Source organism: Bacillus sp. LBG-1-113, assembly GCF_020708615.1.
Classification (GTDB): Bacteria; Bacillota; Bacilli; order Bacillales; family Bacillaceae; genus Bacillus; species Bacillus mojavensis.
The window spans coordinates 39,597-62,220 of the sequence record NZ_JAJFDG010000008.1 but is presented as its reverse complement, the minus strand read 5'-3'; the positions used below and the strand labels follow the sequence as shown (position 1 = coordinate 62,220).

23 protein-coding genes are annotated in these 22,624 nt (G+C 43.2%); 11 read left to right on the top strand and 12 right to left on the bottom strand.

Annotated features, from left to right (window positions below):
* Both LJF29_RS16845 and LJF29_RS16840 read left to right on the top strand, forming a co-directional pair.
* The coding region (locus tag LJF29_RS16845; protein WP_324255130.1) for a hypothetical protein at positions 1 to 288 on the top strand (288 nt) is incomplete at its 5' end.
* 89 nt (positions 289 to 377) lie between these two features.
* A complete protein-coding gene (locus tag LJF29_RS16840; protein WP_026014618.1) occupies positions 378 to 1,052 on the top strand; it encodes a hypothetical protein in 675 nt (224 codons plus the stop codon).
* A gap of 68 nt (positions 1,053 to 1,120) precedes the next feature.
* Here LJF29_RS16840 and LJF29_RS16835 read toward each other — a convergent pair whose 3' ends face one another.
* Both LJF29_RS16835 and alsR read right to left on the bottom strand, forming a co-directional pair.
* Complete coding sequence (locus tag LJF29_RS16835; protein ID WP_229149775.1) at positions 1,121 to 2,449, bottom strand: arsenic transporter; 1,329 nt, start codon at positions 2,447 to 2,449, stop codon at positions 1,121 to 1,123.
* A gap of 210 nt (positions 2,450 to 2,659) precedes the next feature.
* Positions 2,660 to 3,568 (bottom strand): acetoin biosynthesis transcriptional regulator AlsR, encoded by a 909-nt coding sequence (alsR, locus tag LJF29_RS16830; RefSeq protein ID WP_229149774.1) that lies wholly within the window; start codon positions 3,566 to 3,568, stop codon positions 2,660 to 2,662.
* Between the two features lie 158 nt (positions 3,569 to 3,726).
* Between alsR and alsS the strand changes: the two genes are divergently transcribed.
* The 3 genes from alsS to LJF29_RS16815 all read left to right on the top strand — a co-directional run bounded on the left by alsS (position 3,727) and on the right by LJF29_RS16815 (position 6,895).
* Positions 3,727 to 5,439, top strand: coding sequence for an acetolactate synthase AlsS (gene alsS, locus LJF29_RS16825; protein WP_168748913.1), 1,713 nt, complete (start codon positions 3,727 to 3,729; stop codon positions 5,437 to 5,439).
* 62 nt (positions 5,440 to 5,501) lie between these two features.
* Entirely contained in the window at positions 5,502 to 6,269 is a 768-nt protein-coding gene (gene budA, locus LJF29_RS16820; RefSeq protein ID WP_229149773.1) for an acetolactate decarboxylase, read from the top strand.
* 98 nt (positions 6,270 to 6,367) lie between these two features.
* Complete coding sequence (locus tag LJF29_RS16815; protein ID WP_168748912.1) at positions 6,368 to 6,895, top strand: NAD(P)H-dependent oxidoreductase; 528 nt, start codon at positions 6,368 to 6,370, stop codon at positions 6,893 to 6,895.
* A gap of 40 nt (positions 6,896 to 6,935) precedes the next feature.
* Here the strand turns inward: LJF29_RS16815 and LJF29_RS16810 are convergent, their stop codons facing one another.
* The 8 genes from LJF29_RS16810 to LJF29_RS16775 all read right to left on the bottom strand — a co-directional run bounded on the left by LJF29_RS16810 (position 6,936) and on the right by LJF29_RS16775 (position 13,695).
* Positions 6,936 to 7,232, bottom strand: a complete 297-nt coding sequence (locus tag LJF29_RS16810; RefSeq protein ID WP_010332125.1) for a DUF3892 domain-containing protein — start codon at positions 7,230 to 7,232, stop codon at positions 6,936 to 6,938.
* A 165-nt stretch (positions 7,233 to 7,397) separates the two neighbouring features.
* Positions 7,398 to 7,934 carry an SH3 domain-containing protein gene (locus LJF29_RS16805; RefSeq protein ID WP_168748910.1) on the bottom strand — a complete coding sequence of 179 codons (537 nt, stop codon included), beginning with the start codon at positions 7,932 to 7,934 and terminating at the stop codon, positions 7,398 to 7,400.
* 107 nt (positions 7,935 to 8,041) lie between these two features.
* A complete protein-coding gene (gene rbsB / locus LJF29_RS16800; RefSeq protein WP_229149772.1) occupies positions 8,042 to 8,959 on the bottom strand; it encodes a ribose ABC transporter substrate-binding protein RbsB in 918 nt (305 codons plus the stop codon).
* An 11-nt stretch (positions 8,960 to 8,970) separates the two neighbouring features.
* Entirely contained in the window at positions 8,971 to 9,942 is a 972-nt protein-coding gene (gene rbsC, locus LJF29_RS16795) for a ribose ABC transporter permease RbsC (protein ID WP_168748908.1), read from the bottom strand.
* A 1-nt stretch (position 9,943) separates the two neighbouring features.
* Positions 9,944 to 11,425, bottom strand: a complete 1,482-nt coding sequence (locus LJF29_RS16790; protein ID WP_229149771.1) for a sugar ABC transporter ATP-binding protein — start codon at positions 11,423 to 11,425, stop codon at positions 9,944 to 9,946.
* A 14-nt stretch (positions 11,426 to 11,439) separates the two neighbouring features.
* A complete protein-coding gene (gene rbsD, locus LJF29_RS16785; RefSeq protein WP_229149770.1) occupies positions 11,440 to 11,835 on the bottom strand; it encodes a D-ribose pyranase in 396 nt (131 codons plus the stop codon).
* Complete coding sequence (gene rbsK / locus LJF29_RS16780; protein WP_229149769.1) at positions 11,832 to 12,713, bottom strand: ribokinase; 882 nt, start codon at positions 12,711 to 12,713, stop codon at positions 11,832 to 11,834. Before rbsK ends, rbsD begins: the two co-directional genes overlap by 4 nt.
* Positions 12,706 to 13,695, bottom strand: a complete 990-nt coding sequence (locus LJF29_RS16775; protein WP_229149768.1) for a LacI family DNA-binding transcriptional regulator — start codon at positions 13,693 to 13,695, stop codon at positions 12,706 to 12,708. Before LJF29_RS16775 ends, rbsK begins: the two co-directional genes overlap by 8 nt.
* A gap of 798 nt (positions 13,696 to 14,493) precedes the next feature.
* On the opposite strand from LJF29_RS16775, the gene pgsB reads away from it, so the two are divergent.
* The 5 genes from pgsB (at position 14,494) to LJF29_RS16750 (ending at position 18,880) form a co-directional block, all read left to right on the top strand.
* Entirely contained in the window at positions 14,494 to 15,675 is a 1,182-nt protein-coding gene (pgsB, locus tag LJF29_RS16770; RefSeq protein ID WP_010332117.1) for a poly-gamma-glutamate synthase PgsB, read from the top strand.
* 14 nt (positions 15,676 to 15,689) lie between these two features.
* Entirely contained in the window at positions 15,690 to 16,139 is a 450-nt protein-coding gene (pgsC, locus tag LJF29_RS16765; RefSeq protein ID WP_010332116.1) for a poly-gamma-glutamate biosynthesis protein PgsC, read from the top strand.
* A gap of 18 nt (positions 16,140 to 16,157) precedes the next feature.
* Positions 16,158 to 17,300, top strand: coding sequence for a capsular polyglutamate synthetase PgsA (pgsA, locus tag LJF29_RS16760; RefSeq protein ID WP_168748903.1), 1,143 nt, complete (start codon positions 16,158 to 16,160; stop codon positions 17,298 to 17,300).
* A gap of 14 nt (positions 17,301 to 17,314) precedes the next feature.
* On the top strand, positions 17,315 to 17,482 hold the full coding sequence (gene edmS, locus LJF29_RS16755; protein WP_010332114.1) for an extrachromosomal elements maintenance protein EdmS: 168 nt from the start codon (positions 17,315 to 17,317) through the stop codon (positions 17,480 to 17,482).
* 156 nt (positions 17,483 to 17,638) lie between these two features.
* The gene (locus tag LJF29_RS16750) at positions 17,639 to 18,880 is read left to right on the top strand and encodes a C40 family peptidase (protein ID WP_229149767.1); all 1,242 of its coding nucleotides are present in this window, start codon (positions 17,639 to 17,641) and stop codon (positions 18,878 to 18,880) included.
* 32 nt (positions 18,881 to 18,912) lie between these two features.
* On the opposite strand, the gene LJF29_RS16745 is transcribed toward LJF29_RS16750, so the two are convergent.
* The gene (locus tag LJF29_RS16745) at positions 18,913 to 19,773 is read right to left on the bottom strand and encodes a Cof-type HAD-IIB family hydrolase (RefSeq protein WP_010332112.1); all 861 of its coding nucleotides are present in this window, start codon (positions 19,771 to 19,773) and stop codon (positions 18,913 to 18,915) included.
* Positions 19,774 to 19,928: 155 nt separating this feature from the next.
* On the bottom strand, positions 19,929 to 20,897 hold the full coding sequence (locus tag LJF29_RS16740) for an LCP family protein (protein WP_229149766.1): 969 nt from the start codon (positions 20,895 to 20,897) through the stop codon (positions 19,929 to 19,931).
* Positions 20,898 to 21,226: 329 nt separating this feature from the next.
* Between LJF29_RS16740 and LJF29_RS16735 the strand changes: the two genes are divergently transcribed.
* Positions 21,227 to 22,603, top strand: a complete 1,377-nt coding sequence (locus tag LJF29_RS16735; RefSeq protein WP_229149765.1) for a sugar porter family MFS transporter — start codon at positions 21,227 to 21,229, stop codon at positions 22,601 to 22,603.
* The last annotated feature ends 21 nt before the right edge of the window (positions 22,604 to 22,624 follow it).

Sequence of the window (22,624 nt, the reverse complement as noted above, 5' to 3'; positions counted from 1 at the left end):
CGTCAACATATGATCGTTCATCAGACGCCAAAAGTTCGTCTAAATCATATCGGTCACCAAGATCTTCAGATTATCAATCGTCAACATATGATTGTTCATCAGACGCCAAAAGTTCGTCTAAATCATATCGGTCACCAAGATCTTCAGATTATCAATCATCAACATATGATCGTTCATCAGACACCAAAAGTTCGTCCAAATCATATCGGTCATCAAGATCTTCTGACTTTCATCGTACCGGAAGCCAAAAGGAAGATTATAGCTATGAAACGATTGTTAAAACAATAGACTATCATTGGAAGCGCAAATTTTAATAGATAATGAAGGTGCATCAGATAAAGTGATGCCCTTTTTCATTCAATTAAAGGGGGAGAATGGTGAAAGGTTTGAATCAATTTCTTGACACAGATGTTGAGGTTGTCATTTCAGGAGATACAAGATTTGTTGGCACACTTATAGATATTGGACAGGATATTTTTGTTATATTTGATGGTTGCAATTATCTTTATATTCCCTTGCTGCATCTTCATCAAATGAACAAAGCAATAAATACGAATACTGAGAAACCAATTTTAATAGATCCGGAAGATACAATGATGGAGGCGGAAAATAATAGTTTTTCTTATAGAAACACATTAAACAAGGTGAAAGGCAAATTTATTGAAATTTATGTAACGGGGGATCGGTCAATACATGGCTATGTTACTAGTGTTTTAAATGATTATATTGTATTTTTTTCACCTGTATTTAAAACACTTTTCATATCTATGCATCACTTAAAATGGTTTACCCCTTATTCAACAGAACAAACGCCGTACACTCTTGATAACTCTCAATTGCCCGTCGTTCCTTCCAGTGTTTCACTTGTGCGTAATTTCGAGGAGCAGATCAAAAAATATGTTGGCCAATTGGTCATATTTGATATGGGGGAAGTGCCAGAGAAAGTCGGTCTATTAAAAGATGTGTCTAATAATATAATTGAGCTTATTAACGCAAGTGGAGAGTCAATCATTTGGAAGTTAAATCATCTAAAGACAATGCATCTCCCCTAGCGCAGCCTATACTGAAAATAAACTGCCCTCGAATAGCAGAAGGCAGTTTTTTGTTTCATCATACTCTGCTAAAGAAATAACCAACTGATCCAAAAATATAAACATGTTAGTGTAAAAAGAACAGTCAGCGGAATGATTAATATGGTCGTTTTTAAATATTCACCCCAGGAAATACTTTCATCATGCTGTTTTAATATATGCATCCAAATAAGTGTTGCTAATGTTCCTATAGGTAATAATAAGGAACCAATATCACTCCCAATGATATTTGCCAAGTAGATGATTTTTGCTGTTGAAGGATTCAGGCTCATTTCCGTTAAAGTAAAAGTACTGATCATTAAAGCCGGATGGTTGTTGAATAGATTCGAAAAAACAGAGGTAGAGATACCTGATACGAAAGTAGCGTAGGAGAGGCTTCCAGAAACCATTGGTTCAAAATAATTGACAAGTAATTCAGTAAATCCAATATTGTGCAGCCCATAAATGAGGATATACATAGTAAAAGCAAAAATAAAAATGTGCCAAGGTGATTTGTATAACAAGTCTTTAGGAGAGGTTTTGAAATAAACCCATCTCCAGGCCAAAAGGATAATCGATCCGATGACAGCGACAAGAGGAACGGAGATACCGGTATATGACGCGGCAAATAAGCTGATTCTGACGAGAAAAACAAATGCGAGTACAAATAACATTATTTTTGTTTGATTTCGTTTTGGTAATGGAGCTGATGGCGAATGAAGGGGATGGTACCTTCTATGTTGCAGAGACTGAAAATGGTTCGGTATATCCGGCAGGCTTTTAGGAAGACGTTTATAAAAGAAAATAAACAGTAGACAAGCCATAAAAAGGAGTCCCATCATACTAGGGACAAACATCATGGCAGTGTGCAGATATAGATCCATTCCAATCATTTTGAGAGAAATTAAATTTACAATATTACTTACGCCGATCGGTGCGCTGGAGGCTGTAGCTATTAAAACGCCGCTTATTAAATAAGGGGTTTTTTGATGTTTTTTCAAACCTAAATATTTTAAAACCAGCAAAAGGATGGGGGTTGTGATCAAAACGCTCCCATCATTATTTAGGAAAATAGTCATTAAAAAGCAAAGTGAATTGGTTAACCAAAAAAGCTTGATGCCTGATCCCCTGGATTGTTGGAGCAGCTTGGCAGCCACCCAATAAAAGAACCCAAAACTTTCCAGTGCGATAGCCATGATCATAGTGGCAAGAATTGTGACCGATGCACCTGTGACTTTTGATCCTATTTCTCCTAAGTCTGTCAATGACACACTTCCGCATAATATCACCATGAAAGCGCCTATTGTTGCGGGGATAGCTTCATTTAATCCTTTCGGTCTCCAGAAAATAAAAAGCATAGTTATGAAAAAAGCGAGCAATGTTAATATACTCGTGAACTGTGTAATATATTTCACCTCTCTATCTATCATTCTAAAATCAAACGATTGTCATGCGCTTACTAGTATCCTTGCCAACTATTTGTACTGTATGTATACGTATACCGATAAGAAGTTGTACTAAGCGATTATATTATATTAATTAAAATTCCATGAGAATCCCAAAAGAAAAAAGAGTTCGCAAGTATCATTTCAGGTACTTGCATCACTCTCTTTAGTTCTTAACTGCTGACAATTTGAAATATTAATAAATTGCTTTAAAAGCGGATTTTGATTGTCTTTGCGATAGGCGATAACCCATTCGGCATTCAGCTGTATTTTATCTATTGTTCGATAAGTCACATCCAAATTAAATAACTTTTTAGCTGAGGAGGGTACAAATGTAATCCCGATGCCGGCGCTGACTAACCCAATGACCATTTGATATTCAGTCGCTTCTTGTACAATGTTTGGCTTAAATCCAGCCTGTTCACAAAATTGGATGAAATCAATGTATAAAGTAGGCCATGCTTCCTTGGCTACAGTAATAATCGGTTCATCTCTCAAATCTTCAATTGTAATGGCTTCCTTAGATGTTAACGGGTGTTGTTTAGGCAAAGCTAGAACACAAGGACTGCTTTGGGCGATTTCAGTATGTAATGCTGTATGCTGCAACGGAGGATGAAGTATACCAATATCAATGTTTCCCTTTAGTAGCTCATCCTGCTGCCTAAATGAGGATATTTCCCGTAATTCAATTTTTACTGATGGGAATTTTTTACGGTATTCCCGGACAATTGGCGGCAGAAATTCATATGTAGCTGATCCGACAAAACCGATAACGAGATGGCCGTGCTCGCCGCGAGCCGTACGCTGTGCCAGTTCAATCGCTTGATCAATTTGCATCAAAGCCGTACGGCAGTGAGTTAAAAATATTTCTCCGGCTGCGGTTAGTTCCACAACTCGTTTTGTCCTCTTCAGTAGCGTCACCCCGACTTCTTTTTCCAACTGTTTAATCTGCTGGCTGAGGGGAGGCTGTGTCATGTTCAGCCGAAGTGCAGCTTTTCCGAAATGAAGCTCTTCGGCAACTGCGATAAAGTATTGAAGGTGGCGAAGCTCCATCAATCATGCATTCCTTTCGTAGGTTAATAATTCGTAATACATATTAATCATAAGTCGAATTGATATTGGAGGTCAATTTCCAAAGAGTGTATAGTGAAACGTATCACAAGATTTATTTAAATTTTTATGTTTAAAATGCATAATAAGGAGTGAGGGTGTTGACAAAAGCAACAAAAGAACAAAAATCCCTTGTGAAAAACAGAGGGGCGGAGCTTGTTGTTGATTGCTTAGCGGAGCAAGGTGTCACACATGTATTTGGCATTCCAGGTGCAAAAATTGATGCGGTATTTGACGCTTTACAAGATAAAGGGCCAGAGATCATTGTTGCACGGCATGAACAAAATGCAGCATTTATGGCGCAGGCTGTAGGCCGTTTAACTGGAAAACCGGGAGTCGTTTTAGTCACATCAGGACCGGGTGCTTCTAACCTGGCAACGGGACTGCTGACTGCAAACACTGAAGGTGACCCTGTCGTTGCGCTTGCTGGGAACGTGATCCGTGCCGATCGTTTAAAACGGACTCATCAATCATTGGATAATGCGGCGTTATTTCAGCCGATTACAAAATACAGTGTAGAGGTTCAAGACGTAAAAAACATACCGGAAGCTGTTACAAATGCATTTAGAGCAGCGTCAGCGGGTCAGGCTGGGGCCGCTTTTGTGAGCTTTCCGCAAGATGTTGTGAATGAAGTCACAAACACCAAAAACGTGCGTGCAGTGGCAGCGCCAAAACTTGGTCCTGCACCTGATGATGCAATCAGTGCTGCTATCGCGAAAATCCAAACAGCAAAACTTCCTGTGGTTCTAGTCGGAATGAAAGGCGGAAGACCTAAAGCGATCAAAGCGGTTCGCAAGCTTTTGAAAAAGGTTCAGCTTCCATTCGTAGAAACATTTCAGGCTGCCGGCACTCTTACGAGAGATTTAGAGGATCAATATTTCGGCCGTATCGGTTTATTCCGCAACCAGCCGGGCGATCTGCTGCTTGAGCAGGCTGATGTTGTTCTGACAATCGGCTATGACCCAATTGAATACGATCCGAAATTCTGGAATGTCAATGGAGACCGGACGATTATCCATTTGGATGAGATTCTGGCTGACATTGATCATGCGTACCAGCCTGAGCTTGAGTTGATCGGGGATATCCCTTCTACTTTGAATCATATCGAACATGATGCTGTAAAAGTGGATTTTGCGGAACGTGAGCAAAAAATCCTTTCTGAATTAAAAGAATATATGCATGAGGGAGAGCAGGTGCCTGCAGATTGGAAGTCAGACAGACTGCATCCTCTTGAGATCGTTAAAGCATTACGAAATGCAGTCGAGGATAACGTCACAGTGACATGCGATATCGGTTCACACGCGATTTGGATGTCCCGTTATTTCCGCAGCTATGAGCCATTAACATTAATGATCAGTAACGGTATGCAAACACTTGGTGTTGCGCTTCCGTGGGCAATCGGTGCTTCATTAGTGAAACCGGGTGAAAAAGTCGTTTCTGTCTCTGGTGACGGCGGTTTCTTATTCTCAGCAATGGAGTTAGAGACAGCGGTGCGCTTAAAAGCTCCAATTGTACACATTGTATGGAACGACAGCACATATGACATGGTTGCATTCCAGCAATTGAAAAAATACAATCGTACATCTGCAGTCGAGTTTGGAAACATTGATATCGTGAAATATGCGGAAAGCTTCGGGGCAACCGGTTTGCGTGTCGAATCACCAGACCAGCTGGAAGGTGTTCTGCGTCAAGCCATGAATGCTGAAGGCCCTGTTATCATTGATGTCCCAGTTGACTACAGTGATAATGTTAATTTAGCGAGTGACAAGCTCCCAAAAGAATTTGGAGAACTGATGAAAACAAAAGCTCTCTAGCACTCTGCGCACCAAGATACTGTTTTCGAAGAACAGCACATTACTAAAGGAGTGAAGGGAATATGAAACACGAAAGCAATATTCAAATGCTGAGCCGCGGCAAAAAAGAACAGCCCGTGAGCCAAATTTATCAAGTATCAACAATGACTTCTCTTTTAGACGGAGTATATGACGGCGATTTTGAACTGTCAGATATTCCGAAATACGGTGACTTCGGTATCGGAACCTTTAACAAGCTTGATGGAGAGCTGATTGGGTTTGACGGCGAATTTTATCGTCTTCGTTCCGACGGCACTGCGACACCGGTGCAAAGCGGAGACCGCTCTCCGTTCTGCTCATTTACGTTTTTTACACCGGACATGACGCATAAAATTGATGCGAAAATGACACGTGAAGAATTTGAAAAAGAAATCAATAGCATTCTGCCAAGTAAAAACCTATTTTATGCCATCCGTATTGATGGATTGTTTAAAAAAGTGCAGACAAGAACGGTAGAACTGCAAGAAAAACCTTATATGCCAATGGTTGAAGCGGTCAAAACACAGCCGATTTTCAACTTTGACAACATCAGAGGGACAATCGTTGGTTTCTTGACTCCTGCTTATGCGAACGGAATCGCTGTTTCTGGCTATCACCTGCACTTCATTGACGAAGGACGAAATACAGGCGGACACGTCTTTGATTATGTGCTTGAGGATTGCACGGTGACAATCTCTCAAAAAATGAACATGAATCTCAGACTTCCAAATACAGCAGATTTCTTTAATGCGAATCTGGATAACCCGGATTTCGCCAAAGATATCGAAACCACTGAAGGAAGCCCGGAATAAAAAAAGAAAGCCCGCACATGTGCAGGGCTTTCTTTTCATTTGGCACTTTACCTGATTTTAGTTAAAATAACATTAAAACGATAAAGGTGTGGGTCTCCTTGAAAGTACTGGTTTTGGCTGTTCATCCGCAAATGGATACCTCAGTCGTCAATAAGGCGTGGGTAGAGGAATTAAGTAAACATGACAATATCACTGTACGGGAGCTTTATAAGGAATATCCGGATGAAGCCATCGATGTTGCCAAAGAGCAGCAGCTGTGCGAGCAATACGATCGGATTGTTTTCCAATTTCCGCTTTATTGGTACAGCTCTCCGCCGCTTCTTAAAAAATGGCAGGATCTTGTGCTGACATACGGCTGGGCCTTCGGGTCAGAAGGGAAAGCTCTGCATGGCAAAGAGCTGATGCTGGCTGTCTCCACAGGAAGCGAAGCAGAAAAGTATCAGGCAGGCGGAGGGAACCATTATTCGATCAGTGAGCTCCTGAAGCCGTTTCAGGCGACAAGCAATCTGATTGGCATGACATATCTTCCGCCATATGTGTTTTATGGTGTGAAATACGCAAATGCTGAGGATATTGCAATCAGTGCAAAACGGTTAGCAGATTATATCCAGCAGCCTTTTTCTTAAAAAGAAAAGCCCTGTCCGGTGTGGGACAGGGCTTTCTCTATTAAAAATCAGGTAATTCAGATAGGTTGTTATCCTTAATGCCGTCTGGCTCACTTCGTAAAATGTCACGTCCGTATTTATGAAATACATCAACGTGAGCGAGCTTCCCGGCTTTTGCTTCTGATAGCGCAGTGGGATAGTCCAGTTCTCTTCCTGCGTTCGTTTTCACCGCGATAATATTGTCTTCCTCATTTCTTCTGACCGCAATAATTTCTTCTTTTCCGGACGTATCAACTGGCTGATCGATATTTGTTTGTTTGGATTTATACGAGTCATATGCAGCTTCAAATTGATCCATTTTTCCACCTCCATCCCTTAACGTAAACAAAAATGCTGTTGATCATGTATAGGTTTCGACATAGCAGACGACAATATTTCCTGAGAAATATTTTGAATGCGACAATTCAATCCATAATTAGCGAAGAAAAAAGGGATTCCGTTCTGTAAACGGAATCCCTTTTGGTTATTTTGTCATTTGCAGGTCCTTTGTTTTGATATAACCTGTCTTACCGCCGTAATCTACATAGACCCAATCAAAGTCAAAGCCGCCTTTTTTTGTTTTACTCCAGCCTAAAAAAGATACGCTTGTATTAGCCGGGAGTGTCTTGATGCTTTTTCCTTCAGCAGATGTATATGCTTTCGTTTTTGTTTTGGTTTTTACCGTTGTTGCTGCCTTTACAATGTAATGAGTGGAGACAAAGCCTGTCTTTCCGTTTTTGTAATGAACCTTTGCCCAATCAGCGTTTGAAAACGAAATGAGCTTTAAGCTGTCGCCCAGGTGAAGTGTATCGGCTTTAGAGCTTGTAGCGGAGGCCTTTGTTCTGACATTCAGAGCCTCTGCTGAAACCAAGTATGAATCAATCGGGTAGCTGTATAAATCATCAATGCTTACGTTTGTTACTGGCTGTTGTGCATGAATTGTGTTTGCACCGCCAGCAGAAGCGGCAGTTATTCCAGCTGTAAGTGCAAGTGTAGACAATATTTTCGTGGATTTGTACATTGCGTTCCTCTCCTCACATAAGAGAAATAATCATTTCTATTATCCCTTTCACGTTTTGGCCGGTTGCTAAACATAAAAAAGGATCAGATAAGATCTGATCCTTTGCATTATTTTTTCGTTTCCAGCTTAAGCGGCGCTGATATTGTTTTCTTTACTTTCTTTCCATGTAAAATCTGATCTGCTGCTTCCGTTGCCAGTTTACCGATTAATTCAGGCTGCTGAGCGACAGTGGCAGAGAGCTTACCGTCTTGAATCGAAGAAATCGCATCCTTATTTCCGTCAAAACCGACGACTAAAATGTCTTTACCGGAGCTGTTAATCGCTTCGAGAGCTCCAAGCGCCATTTCATCATTATGAGCGAAAACCGCTTGGATATCCGGGTGTCCTTGAAGTAAGTTTTCCATGACGGTCAGCCCTTTAGTGCGGTCAAAGTCAGCTGATTGTTTTGTGATAACGTCCAGCTTTTGATCCGCGATTTTGTGAAAGCCTGAACCGCGTTCCCGTGTAGCGGATGCACCCGGAACGCCTTCAAGCTCCGCCACCTTAGCTCCATTTCCAAGCTTGTCTGCGATGAACGCTGCGGCCATTTCTCCGCCTTTTACATTGTCTGAAGCCACGAGGGTTTCCACTTTGCCTTGTTCAGCGGACCGGTCGATTGAGACGACAGGCACACCAATCGAATTTGCAGACTCTACTGCCGTTGAAATAGCTGATGAATCAGTCGGATTAATTAACAGCGCATCGACGCCCTGCTGAATTAAGTCCTCCACATCACTTGTCTGCTTGGAGGAATCATTTTGTGCATCCACGATGATGACCTTCATTCCGCGCTTTTCCGCTTCTTTTTCAATTCCCTTTTTTAAAGAGACAAAAAAGGGATTGTTAAGCGTTGAGATCGACAAGCCGATGGTAAATTCCTTTTTATTATCTGAGTTTGACGGCTTCGCCCATTGGGGAGGCTCAAGCGAACAGGCGCTCAATACAAACAGTGACAGTGCCAAAATGACGGATACAGCCTTTTTCATGTAAAACCCTCCTATGCTGACTTTTTGCGGTCTAATAATACCGCGATTAAAATGACAATCCCTTTAACAACCAGCTGATAAAATGATGAGACGCCAAGCAAGTTGAGACCATTATTGAGTGTGCCGATGATCAGCACCCCAATTAACGTTCCGATAATGCGCCCGCGGCCCCCGGATAGACTCGTTCCGCCTAAGACAACCGCCGCAATGGCATCCAGTTCATATGATTCTCCAGCTGTCGGCTGTGCTGAGTGGAGACGGGAAGTCAAAATCGCGCCGGCAAGGGCGGATAATAGACCGGCTAAAGCGTAAATCATGACTTTTACACGTGTGACTTTTATGCCTGAAATGAGTGCCGCTTTTTCATTGCCGCCAATTGCGTATGTCCTGCGCCCGAACGGCGTTTTGTGTAGCAGCACCCAAAGGATAACAAAGGCGAGAACCATTGTAATTGCCGGTACAGGAATTCCTAAAAAATAACCGCGGCCGAACAGCTGAAAGGCATAATGAGTGCCAAGCCCTGTGATCGGGTTTCCGTCTGTATACACAAGAGTAAGTCCGCGGAACACAGTCATGGTCGCAAGTGTCGCAATGAAAGGGGCCATTTTCCCTTTTGTGATTAACAATCCATTGATCATCCCGAGCAGAGCGCCAATCAGGCAGCCTATGATGACGGCGAGTATCGGGTCGACACCAGATACAATCATACCCGCGACTAAGGCGCTGGACAGGGCGAGAATAGCCCCGACAGAAAGATCAATGCCCCCAGTTAAAATAACGAAGGTCATGCCGAATGCGATCAATCCGTTAATCGCCACCTGCCGAAGCAGGTTTAAAATATTTAGAGGCTCTAGGAAGCTCGGGTTTAAAATTGATACGATCATAACGAGAATAAATAAACCGAGAAACGGGCCGAGCTTCTGCATGACGCCATCGAAGTGAATCTGTTTTTTTTCTGATTGCTTCAGTTGTTCCGTTTTCATGTTACCGCCCTCCCGTGGCAAGTGTCATAATTCGTTCTTGTGTCGCTTCACGCGCTTCAATGTTTCCGCTGATTCTGCCTTCATGGACAATGATGATTCTGTCACTCATTCCGAGTATTTCCGGCAGCTCTGATGACACCATGATGATGCCGACACCGCGGTCAGTGAGCTCATTCATCAGCGTATAAATCTCCCGTTTCGCGCCTACATCCACGCCTCTTGTCGGCTCATCCAATATGAGCACTTTTGGGCCGATGCCGATCCATTTTGCAATCACGACCTTTTGCTGGTTGCCGCCGGACAATTGTCGCGCGTGCGTTTCCGGTGAAGCCGTTTTGATGGTCAGGCGTTTTATGAGAAGGTCTACAAACTCTGCTTCCCGCTTGTAATCAATGATGCCCTTTGGAGAAAAACTGGCCAAATTGGGCAGCGCAATATTTTCACGAATGGATGTGTCGAGCAGCAATCCTTCATCTTTGCGGTTTTCCGTAATGAAGCCGAGCCCTTTTTTCACAGCATCATACGGATTCTTAATAGCAGTCTTTTTTCCTGCAATCCAAATTTCTCCCGAATCGAGCCGGTCAATGCCGAACAGCCCTCTCATCATTTCTGTACGTCCGGCTCCCATTAAACCGGAAACGCCGACAATTTCACCGGAACGGACATAAAAGCTGATATCTTCAAAGCGCCCTTTTGAGGAGGCGTTTTTCACCTCGAATATTTTGTCTCCGAGTGAAGGGACGCGTTTAGGGTATCGTTCCGTCAGCTCACGTCCGACCATTTTTTTCACGACCTCGTCAAAATTGGTTTCTGAAATGTTTGTTGTATCGACCGTTTTACCGTCACGCATGATGGTGATTCTGTCGCAAATCGTGAAAATTTCTTCCATTCGATGTGAAATGTATACAATGGAAACACCGTTCTTTTTTAAAGCCGTAATGACGTCAAACAGCTTGCTGATTTCCCGTTCAGTCAAAGCCGCGGTAGGTTCATCCATTATGATTACCTCCGCATTTGTCATGAACGCTTTTGCAATTTCAATCATCTGCTGCTGTCCGACGGAGCATTCACCTGCTTCTTGATCAAGAGAAAGAGAGACGGATAGTTTATCAAATTGCTCTTTTGCTAGCGCTTTCATTTTTCTTGTTTGTAAAATACCAAATTTCGTTGCCATTTCTTTTCCGATAAATAGATTCTCAAGAACGGACATGTCCGGCCAAATATTCAGTTCCTGATGGATGAAGGCGATTCCGTGCTGCTCGGCTTCCTTTGGGTTGGAGAAATACGTCTCGTTGCCATTTATGGTGATCCGACCTTTGTCCAGTTTGTGCAGACCAGTCAGGATGTTCATCAGGGTGGACTTGCCGGCGCCGTTTTCTCCCATCAATGCATGAACTTCGCCAGGCTTGAGCTGGAAGGATACACCTGAAAGCACCTGGTTTTTCGCGAATGCTTTATGAATGTCATTCATTTCGATTTGCATATCGATCCTCCTTTCTAGAAAAGCACACCCGCCTGCAGGATGCAGTTGGCGTATGGTGTGAATTCTCCTGTTCGTATGACAGCTTTAGCTTCTTTGGTCAGCTCCTTAAATTCCTCGTGGGGAAGGCAGTCGACTGCCTCTTCAGAAAAAAGGGTTTCTATAAAACTCGCATTCTCTGGATTGGACACCTTTATTTCGGATGCGACAATCACCTTTTCAACCGCCATTTCTTCTGCCAGCACTGCGGCTACATCCCGGAAAGCCGGGAAACCCGGCTTCAGTGAGAGATCAATTTTCAGAACGCTGTCAGGAACGGGCAGCCCTGCATCAGCGATAACAATTTTGTCAGTATGTCCAAGGTCAGCCAATAGCTTGGCAAGATGACTGTTCAATATACCGTGTTTTTTCATGACAGCAGCTCCTCTACTTCTTTTCTGGATGGCATTCCGCCTTGAGCGCCGAAAGAACATACAGATAGGGAAGCGGCGCGGTTTGCGAACCGTAATGCAGCTTCAATATCTTTACCCTCCGCCAGTGCCACTGCAAGAGCCGCGTTAAACGTATCACCTGCTCCGGTCGTATCGACAGGCTCAACAGGGAAGGAAGGGATGATCCGCTCTTTGCTGCCGGCTGAATAGCGCACGCCTTGTTTGCCTTCAGTGATAAAGAGCTTCGCCGGATAAAGCGCCAATGCTTCAGAAACCGTCAGCTCCGGGAATAAGATCGCCGCCTCATGTTCATTCGGCGTAAGATAGGTGGCATGGTCAATGGTTTCCTGCTTCAGCGGGCGGGCCGGTGCCGGGTTAAGCATGATCGGGATGTCGTGAGAATGGCAGTATCTGCATACCTCATCAACTGTTTCTTCCGGGATTTCCTGCTGAATCAGGACCATATCGATATTTTCAAGCTTTTCGAGTGCGTCTATCGCATAAGATGGGGTGATCTCATCATTTGCGCCTTTAACGACGACGATGCTGTTATCACCTTCGGCAAGCACGATGTGGGCGGTGCCGCTTTCTTTATGTGTAACCGGTTCCATATAGTCGGTGTGAACACCGTTTGCTTTTAAATTATTCATGATGGCTGTTCCATAATGATCGTTACCGACCTTGCCAATCATAAAAACATTTGCGCCAAGTCTGGCAGCGGCAACAGCCTGATTCGCCCCTTTACCGCCCGGCACAGTTTGAAATGAAGTACCCAGTACAGTTTCGCCCGCGTTTGGGCGTTTGTCTGAGGTGACCACCAAATCCATAGAACAGCTTCCAATCACACAAATATTACGCATCCTTTTCTTCCTTTCTTGTCGTATTTCTTCTTATATACATGACGGGCATTTGAATCGCCGTTCCTGCGAGCGGCTGTTTTTTTATGATGCTCAAAAGCAGTTTAGCCGCTTCTTTACCCATGTCATATGCCGGCTGTTTAATTGTTGACAGCGGCGGAAACAGCAGCTCGCTTTGGGGAATGTCATCGTAGCCGATAATTTGAATATCCTCAGGCACTTTTTTTCCGCGCCGCAAAGCTTCATGCAAAACAGCCGCTGCTTGAATATCATTACTGGCAATTATTCCGTCTGTCTCAGGATATAGGGCAAACAGCTCCTTTGCCATTGCTTGTGCATCCTTAAAAGAAAAGGACGCTGTCTCGATGATCTGAAAATCAACACCAGCCTGCTGTAATACCTCTAAAGCGCCGTGAAAGCGGTCTTGGGCAGTCGGCAGGTGAGCAGGACCCTTCAGGAGCGTAATGTGTTTGCTTTTTCCATGAACGATTGCTTCTGCTGCTAATTTTCCCCCGGTATGTCCGTCACTGGATACAGAAGGAGCGCCTTCAGGTGTTCTGTCCAGGAAAACGACTGGCTGATCAATCCCGCTGTATTGTTCAAGATGAGGATAATTTGTTGCAGCAATAATACCTGCGACATGATTTTGTTTAAAGGTTTGAAGGTATTCAAGTTCTTTATTTAATTCCTCGTCACTGTTGCCAAAAATAAGCCGATAGCCTTCCCGGTTCAATTCATCCTCCGCGCCGCGGGCAAGCTGGGGGAAGAAAGGGTTCGTAATATCCGGAAGCAAAAGCCCGATCAGCCTGGATTCTCTTTTATAAAGAGACCTGGCGACTTCATTCGGATAATAGTTCAGCTTCTCCATGGCGGCCATCACACGTGTTCTCGTTTCTTCATGTACATAGCCGTTGTCATTCAGGACGCGGGAGACCGTTGCAACCGAGACGCCCGCTGCTCCCGCGACATCTTTAATTGTAGCCAACACAGCTCCTCCTTGTTTGTGTAACCGTTTACATAGATAGATTATCATGACATTTCGTTATTGGCAATAAGAAAAAAATAAACCATGGCGATATAGCAAACCAAACTGTAAATGGTGTATAAATACGAGAATGTAAAGGTAATCACGGTTTTTTTTGACAAAGTCTTCACAAATCTGGATGAACTTTTCATGAACGAATATTAAGTTTTATTAAAATTGTTTCAAAGTCATGCGTTTAGACCTGTAAATAGGATAAAACAGAAAAGACTATCCGCCCAGAAAATGTTTAATTATGTTAGAGAACCTGGACCTGTTTGTTTGCCGTTTTTATTGCCGGGTCCAGTAGTCAATTTGGTATGGGCCTAATATTGTCTATTCCGTGCAGAAAGGACGACATTATGACCTTATCCTTAAGAAACAGGCAAATATAATTTTGTGTTCATAAGAACCGGAAACATGCATTGTATCAACAAAAGCTTGATATACCGGGCTGGAAAAAAGATTGATTTGAAATGCATATTAAACTGAACATTCAAGCTGTGACTAAACGTCTAGAAGGAAATCATTTGGTAAATGAAAGCGCATTCCTTTTTAGTGTTAAAAAAATCGATAAGATGTAAGTCCTGTCAATTTCCAAAAAAAGAAAACGGCTTGTGGGTATAAAATCTCTTTCAAAAGAGAAGTTTGGCTTAGTAGATTAGGGGAGATTATGTTACATAATGCCGATTGAGAATTCATAGTGATTCTATATACTGATGAATGAATTTACAACAATATAGAAGGAGATGTCGATAAGCAATGTGGTTACTCATTATAGCCTGTGCTGTCATACTGGTCATCGGAATATTAGAAAAACGGCGACATCAGAAAAACATTGATGCCCTCCCTGTTCGAGTGAATATTAACGGCATCCGAGGAAAGTCCACTGTGACAAGGCTGACAACCGGAATATTAATAGAAGCCGGTTACAAAACTGTCGGAAAAACGACAGGAACGGACGCAAGAATGATCTATTGGGATACACCGGAGGAAAAGCCAATTAAACGGAAACCTCAAGGACCCAATATCGGCGAACAAAAAGAAGTCATGAGAGAAACGGTAGATAGAGGAGCCAACGCCCTCGTCAGTGAATGTATGGCCGTTAATCCGGATTATCAAATTATCTTTCAGGAAGAACTTCTTCAAGCCAATATCGGCGTCATCGTAAACGTGCTGGAAGATCATATGGATGTTATGGGGCCGACGCTTGATGAAATTGCAGAAGCGTTTACGGCTACTATTCCTTATAATGGCCATCTTGTCATTACAGATAGTGAATATACCGAGTTCTTTAAACAAAAAGCCAAAGAGCGTAACACAAAAGTCATCATTGCTGATAACTCGAAAATTACTGATGAATATCTTCGTAAATTTGAATATATGGTATTCCCTGATAATGCTTCTCTCGCACTGGGTGTGGCTCAAGCACTCGGCATTGATGAAGAAACAGCGTTTAAAGGAATGCTGAATGCGCCGCCAGATCCGGGAGCAATGAGAATTCTTCCGCTGATCAGTCCGAGCGAGCCTGGGCACTTTGTTAATGGGTTTGCCGCAAACGACGCTTCTTCTACTTTGAATATATGGAAACGTGTAAAAGAAATCGGTTACCCGACCGATGATCCGATCATCATTATGAACTGCCGCGCAGACCGTGTGGATCGGACACAGCAATTCGCAAATGACGTATTGCCTTATATTGAAGCAAGTGAACTGATCTTAATCGGTGAAACAACAGAACCAATTGTAAAAGCATATGAAGAAGGTAAAATTCCTGCAGACAAACTGCATGATCTAGAGTACAAATCAACGGAAGAAATTATGGAACTGTTAAAGAAAAGAATGCACAACCGTGTCATATATGGCGTCGGCAACATTCATGGTGCCGCAGAGCCATTAATTGAAAAAATCCACGAATACAAGGTTAAGCAGCTCGTAAGCTAGGAGGAAATGCAGACATGTTCGGATCAGATTTATACATTGCACTAATTTTAGGTGTACTACTCAGTTTAATTTTTGCGGAAAAAACAGGGATTGTGCCGGCAGGGCTTGTTGTACCGGGATATTTAGGACTTGTGTTTAATCAGCCGGTCTTTATCTTACTCGTATTGTTAGTCAGCTTGCTCACCTATGTCATTGTGAAATTCGGTTTATCTAAGTTTATGATTTTGTATGGACGCAGAAAATTCGCTGCCATGCTGATTACAGGGATCGTCCTGAAAATTGCCTTTGATTTTCTATACCCGATTGTGCCATTTGAAATCGCAGAATTTCGAGGAATCGGCATTATCGTACCGGGTTTAATTGCCAATACCATCCAAAAACAAGGATTAACGATTACGTTCGGAAGCACGCTGCTATTGAGCGGAGCGACCTTTGCTATCATGTTTGTTTACTACTTAATTTAATGTAAGGTGTGTCAAACGATGAAAAAAGAACTGAGCTTTCATGAAAAGCTACTGAAGCTGACAAAACAGCAAAAAAAGAAAACCAATAAGCACGTATTTATCGCGATTCCGATCGTTTTTGTCCTCATGTTTGCTTTTATGTGGGCAGGCAAAGCAGAGACGCCAAAGGTTAAAACCTATTCAGATGACGTTCTTTCTGCCTCATTTGTAGGCGATATTATGATGGGGCGCTATGTTGAAAGAGTAACGGAACAAAAAGGGGTAAGCAGTATTTTTCAATACGTTGAGCCTATCTTTAAAGCATCAGACTACGTAGCCGGAAACTTTGAGAACCCGGTAACCTATAAAAAGAACTATAAGCAAGCAGAAAAAGAAATTCATCTGCAGACAAACAAGGAATCAGTAAAAGTCCTGAAGGATATGAACTTCACGGTCCTTAACAGCGCGAATAACCACGCCATGGATTACGGCGCACAGGGTATGAAAGATACACTTGAAGAATTTTCAAAACATAACCTCGATATCGTTGGGGCTGGATACAGCTTGAGCGATGCGAAAAAGAATATCTCATACCAAGAAGTTAATGGGGTAACAATCGCAACCCTTGGATTCACGGATGTATCCGGCAAAGGTTTTGCGGCTAAAAAGAATACACCGGGCGTACTTCCCGCAGATCCGGAAATCTTTATCCCAATGATTTCAGAAGCGAAAAAACATGCGGATGTCGTAGTTGTACAGTCACACTGGGGACAAGAGTATGATAATGATCCGAATGACCGCCAGCGCCAATTGGCAAGAGCTATGTCTGATGCAGGTGCTGATATTATCGTCGGCCATCACCCGCACGTCCTTGAACCGATCGAAGTCTATAACGGCACCGTCATTTTCTACAGTCTGGGGAACTTTGTGTTTGACCAAGGCTGGACAAGAACGAGAGACAGTGCGCTGGTGCAGTATCATTTAAAGAAAAATGGAACGGGACACTTTGAGGTAACGCCGATTGATATCCATGAAGCGACACCAGCCCCTGTTAAAAAAGGCAGCCTGAAACAGAAAACAATTATTCGCGAACTGACGAAAGACTCTAATTTTGCATGGGAAGTAGAAGACGGAAAACTGACTTTTGATGTCGATCACAGTGACAAACTAAATTCTAAATAATGGAGTGATATAAGATGAAATTTGTCAAAGCCATCTGGCCGTTTGTTGCCGTTGCAGTCGTGTTTATGTTTATGTCAGCTTTCAAATTCAACGATCAGCTGACTGATCAGGAAAAGCAGAAGATCGATACGGAAATTCATAAAATTCAACAGCAGGAAGAAACGGCAAACGCCGCTAAATAACAAACAAAAAAAGAGAATGTCTTTCGAGACATTCTCTTTTTTTATTTGCCATTTCAAAAGCCAGCATATTCATTCTGTGAAAATATGAAAAAGTCTCTTAACATATCTAGAAAAATACCGATGTTAAAACTGCAAATAGAGGAGGAGATAATAAAAGTGAACACACTGGCAAACTGGAAGAAGTTTTTGCTTGTGGCCGTTATGATTTGTTTTTTGGTTCCTATTATGACAAAAGCGGATATTGCGGAGGCTGATACAAAATTTGATCTGGTCATCAGTGAAGCAAAGAAATGGCTTGGGTATAAGTATAAATACGGCGGTGAAACACCGAAAGAAGGCTTCGATTCGTCTGGATTGATTCAATATGTTTTCGGTCAGGCTGATATTCATCTGCCGAGATCGGTGAACGACCAGTCAAAAGTGGGGGCAGCAGTAAAACCGGCAGATCTAAAGCCAGGTGATATTTTATTTTTCAAAAAAGCGGGAAGCAGCGGGACTGCACCGACACACGCCGCTCTTTACATTGGAGACGGGCAAATGATTCACAGCACGCTATCAAAAGGTGTTATTGTCACAAATTACGAAAAAAGCAGCTATTGGAGCGGCTCTTACATTGGGGCGAAACGAATTGCCGCCGATCCGGCAACTGCTGATGTCTCTGTTGTGCAGGAGGCCGAAAAATACCTCGGCATTCCGTACGTCTTTGGCGGAAGCACACCGTCAGAGGGCTTTGATTGCTCAGGGCTTGTGCAATATGTCTTTAAACAGGCGCTTGGCATATATCTGCCGAGATCAGCAGAGCAGCAGTGGGCAGTGGGCGAGAAGGTGGCGCCACAGAACATAAAGCCCGGCGATGTCGTCTATTTCAGCAACACGTACAAAAAAGGAATCTCACATGCCGGGATTTATGCTGGCGGAGGAAGATTTATTCAGGCGAGCAGGTCAGAAAAAGTAACCATTTCCTACTTATCAGAGGATTATTGGAAATCTAAGATGACAGGCATTCGCCGCTTTAACAACCTGACGATTCCGAAAGAGAATCCGATTGTGTCGAAGGCGACGCTTTATATCGGGGAAGTTCCTTACAAAAAGGGCGGGGTTTCTCCGGAAACAGGATTTGATACTGCTGGCTTTGTCCAATATGTTTACCAGAAAGCGGCGGGCATTTCACTGCCCCGATACGCGACTGGCCAATATAAAGCGGGAACAAAGGTTGATAAGGCTGATCTGAAACCTGGCGACATTGTCTTTTTCCAATCAACAAGCTTAAACCCGGCCATCTATATCGGAAATGGGCAAGTCGTTCATGTCACATTAACAAATGGTGTAACCATTACGAATATGAATACGAGCACGTATTGGAAAGATAAATACGCGGGAGGTATTCGGGTGCAATAAAAAAAGGCTCCAGTTTCTCTGGAGTCTTTTTTTTATGCATATTGGCCGGATAGAAGCTGGTCTATAAAATAGGCCACGCCATTTTCATCATTGCTTTTCGTCACGTAAGTGCTTTTTTCTTTCAGTTCATCAATCGCATTTTCCATGGCAATTCGGTGTCCTGCCACTTCAAACATGGATAAATCATTCGGGCTGTCACCAATCGCATAGATATCTTGCGTCTCAATTCCGTATTTGCCGGCAAGCTCAGTCAACGCGCGCCCTTTGCCGGAAGAGGCTGGGAGAATTTCGATAATGTGCTTTCCGGAAGAGGTTTGCGCCAGTTTTTTATGATGCTTCAGTTCTTCCTTTGCATGTCTCAGTTTTTCCATATCAAAAGAGAAGCAAAGGAGCTTGTAAATGTTTTCGCTGCCGTCAAAAATCGATTCGATATGCGGGATTGGTTTGATGCCAAACTGCTTGAACTGAGTCATGGCCCCTTGCCACAATTCATCCGTGTTTTCATTTGGGTTTGCGCTCTTTAAAATATCAAGCTCTGCTTGAAGCTTAGATTCGCCGTCAAAAGGAGAAAGCAGATGGTCGTCAGTGTATACTTCAAAGTAAATATTTTTTGAGAGCAGGTAATCAGCAATCGCTTTGCCGGCCTCTTGATCCATTAATGTCCGGCTGATCAGGCGGTAGCCTTTGTCATGAACCGTTCCGCCATTTGCCGCGATGATAGGGATATCCAAGTCTTCCAGCAGCGCTTTAACATCAAACGTTGCTCTCCCTGTGCAAATGGTAACGAGGATGCCTGCATCAAGCGCCCGCTTGATAGCCGCTCTGTTTTCCTCAGAAATAATGCTTTCTTTATTCAGTAATGTACCGTCTAAATCAATCGCTATTAATTTCATATGTAGGGGAAACCTCCTTAAAAATGAAACTGCTTCGTGTAGTATGTTCAGCTTTCATACGAAACATAAATCGTATAGGTCAAGGCTAAACCTTACGATCCTATTTTTCAACAATGAAATATGTAAAACGGGATGGCTCATCGCCATCCCGTTCATTATACACCTAAATCGTTTTGCAGCTCTTCTTTCACTTCCTGCAGATTTTCCTGATTCAACCTGAAATAGTAGACACCGCCAGGCTTATAGTCATAGCCTGTCAGCTGGATGGACTCAACCGACTTCAATGAAGTGATAAACGGGAATAAGCCGATGGCATCTTTAAGAGAAAGATTCATTTTTAAATTTTCTCCCATTGTATCCACAATATCATCATAAGCCGGAATGGAGCTAAGTGATTTTGATTTATCGATAATGGCTTTCAGCACTTCCATTTGTCTTTGTCCGCGTAAAAGATCACTGTCGGCTTTACGTGTTCTTACGTAAGCCAGCGCTTCTTCCCCATCAAGCGTGTGTGTGCCTTTTTGAAGGACTACTTTTCCTTTTGTATCCTTTTTGATTTGCTGGATGACTTTATCGCTTTTCACATTAACGGTGACGCCATTCAGCTCATTTACCACGTCTTCAAACGCTGTGAAGTTGCTTTCGACTACATAATCAACGGGAATATCAAGCATTTCTTCTACTGTTTTCACACTTAGATCTACGCCGCCATAGGCGTGAGCATGCGTAAACTTATCATAGCCGTGGCCTGGAATATTCACATAGGCGTCGCGCGGAATGCTCAGCATTTTGGCTGTTTTTTCTTTGCGGTTAAAGGTAACCAGCACATTCGCGTCACTTCTTGCCTGATCGACACTCTCGCCGTTTTCCTCTCTGGCATCAATTCCTAAGAGCAGTACAGAGAAGGAATCCTTGCCGGGATCAAATTCTTTAATCCGTTTTACCGATTGTTCTCCGCGGGCAAGACTGACGTGAGCCTCTTTAGAAGCATTGTTCAATTTTACATAGGCGTATGTGCCGACAGAGCCTGCGGCAATAATAAAAAAAGCCATTACACCGGCTAATAATTTCACCCATTTTCTCAGACGTCTCTTTTTCTTCTTACGCTGTGATCGTTCTTCCATATCCATACCTCTCGTTTCATTAATAGTTGAAGCGTACCATTCATTTTGCCATACGGCAACTCCTGATAAGACAATATTCGATAAAAATTCCTATATTTATATGTTTTTGTTTTTTAAGATGAATGATAATGTGCTGAATCACCTTATATTGGACGCCGCTGGGGAAAAAAATGTTTCGGTAAAGTTGAAAAAAACGCCAGTAAATTAATGGATATGTGATGTTTGTACGTCTGCATAGGTTTACTTGTCAGAAAAATAGGCTAATAGATTTCTAAAAAACTCCGTGGACAGTACCAATGGATCACTGATAGGAGAAAGGGAGTCATTCTATGAAGAAGCAGTCAAATATATGGCTTTATTTTTTCGGCGCTCTTGGTGGCGCTTTATACGGCTATGATACCGGCGTCATTTCGGGAGCCATTCTATTTATGAAAAAGGATTTAGGCCTCAATGCCTTTACAGAGGGACTTGTTGTCAGCTCCTTATTAATCGGAGCGATACTCGGTTCCGGAGCGGCTGGCAGGCTGACGGACCGCTTTGGCAGAAGAAAAGCGATTATGGCTGCCGCGCTGCTGTTCTGTATAGGCGGCTTGGGTGTTGCGCTTGCACCAAATACAGGAGTGATGGTGCTGTTTAGAATCCTTCTGGGACTGGCAGTCGGAACATCGACAACGATCGTGCCGCTGTATTTGTCTGAACTTGCGCCAAAAGAGAAACGGGGTGCGTTATCGTCCCTCAACCAGCTGATGATTACGGTCGGCATCCTGCTTTCCTATATCGTCAATTACATATTTGCCGATGCGGAAGCGTGGCGCTGGATGCTTGGACTTGCTGCCGTGCCATCATTGCTATTGCTGATTGGTATTTTGTTTATGCCGGAGAGCCCGCGCTGGCTGTTTACGAATGGCGAAGAGAATAAAGCGAAAAAGGTTCTCGAAAAATTGCGTGGCACAAAGGATATTGATAAGGAAATTCATGATATTCAAGAAGCGGAAAAAGAGGACGAAGGCGGTCTGAAGGAGCTGTTCGATCCATGGGTGCGTCCCGCTCTGATTGCCGGCCTGGGACTGGCGTTTCTGCAGCAATTTATCGGTACGAACACAATCATTTATTATGCGCCGAAGACCTTTACAAATGTTGGGTTCGGAAACTCCGCCTCTATTTTAGGAACGGTCGGAATCGGAACAGTGAATGTTCTGATGACTCTTCTCGCCATTAAAATCATTGATAAAGTCGGCAGAAAACCGCTGCTGTTATTCGGGAATGCCGGCATGGTAATCAGCTTGATCATCCTGGCTATGGTGAATCTCTTTTTCGATAACACTCCGGCCGCATCATGGACGACAGTCATTTGCTTAGGCGTGTTTATCGTTGTATTTGCCGTCAGCTGGGGCCCGGTTGTCTGGGTGATGCTTCCTGAGCTATTCCCGCTTCATGTGAGAGGTATCGGGACTGGGGTATCCACCTTGATGCTGCACGTTGGAACTTTGATTGTTTCATTAACCTATCCAATTTTAATGGAAGCGATCGGTATCAGCTATTTATTCCTGATTTATGCTACGATTGGCATTATGGCGTTTCTATTTGTCCGGTTTAAGGTGACAGAGACGAAAGGAAGAAGCCTTGAAGAAATCGAGCAAGATTTGCGCGATAAAAACGGCGGCCAGAGAGAATCGGCAGGTAAACAGCAGACAGTGGAAACGTAAATCATATTCAAAAGGGTGCTG

Coding starts and splice junctions, on each gene's coding strand:
- alsR (WP_229149774.1), bottom strand. CDS start 3,568: ATGGAGCTTCGCCACCTTCAATACTTTATCGCAGTTGCCGAAGAGCTT.
- budA (WP_229149773.1), top strand. CDS start 5,502: ATGAAACACGAAAGCAATATTCAAATGCTGAGCCGCGGCAAAAAAGAA.
- LJF29_RS16810 (WP_010332125.1), bottom strand. CDS start 7,232: ATGGATCAATTTGAAGCTGCATATGACTCGTATAAATCCAAACAAACA.
- LJF29_RS16805 (WP_168748910.1), bottom strand. CDS start 7,934: ATGTACAAATCCACGAAAATATTGTCTACACTTGCACTTACAGCTGGA.
- rbsB (WP_229149772.1), bottom strand. CDS start 8,959: ATGAAAAAGGCTGTATCCGTCATTTTGGCACTGTCACTGTTTGTATTG.
- rbsC (WP_168748908.1), bottom strand. CDS start 9,942: ATGAAAACGGAACAACTGAAGCAATCAGAAAAAAAACAGATTCACTTC.
- LJF29_RS16790 (WP_229149771.1), bottom strand. CDS start 11,425: ATGCAAATCGAAATGAATGACATTCATAAAGCATTCGCGAAAAACCAG.
- rbsD (WP_229149770.1), bottom strand. CDS start 11,835: ATGAAAAAACACGGTATATTGAACAGTCATCTTGCCAAGCTATTGGCT.
- rbsK (WP_229149769.1), bottom strand. CDS start 12,713: ATGCGTAATATTTGTGTGATTGGAAGCTGTTCTATGGATTTGGTGGTC.
- pgsB (WP_010332117.1), top strand. CDS start 14,494: ATGTGGTTACTCATTATAGCCTGTGCTGTCATACTGGTCATCGGAATA.
- pgsC (WP_010332116.1), top strand. CDS start 15,690: ATGTTCGGATCAGATTTATACATTGCACTAATTTTAGGTGTACTACTC.
- pgsA (WP_168748903.1), top strand. CDS start 16,158: ATGAAAAAAGAACTGAGCTTTCATGAAAAGCTACTGAAGCTGACAAAA.
- edmS (WP_010332114.1), top strand. CDS start 17,315: ATGAAATTTGTCAAAGCCATCTGGCCGTTTGTTGCCGTTGCAGTCGTG.
- LJF29_RS16745 (WP_010332112.1), bottom strand. CDS start 19,773: ATGAAATTAATAGCGATTGATTTAGACGGTACATTACTGAATAAAGAA.
- LJF29_RS16740 (WP_229149766.1), bottom strand. CDS start 20,897: ATGGAAGAACGATCACAGCGTAAGAAGAAAAAGAGACGTCTGAGAAAA.
- LJF29_RS16735 (WP_229149765.1), top strand. CDS start 21,227: ATGAAGAAGCAGTCAAATATATGGCTTTATTTTTTCGGCGCTCTTGGT.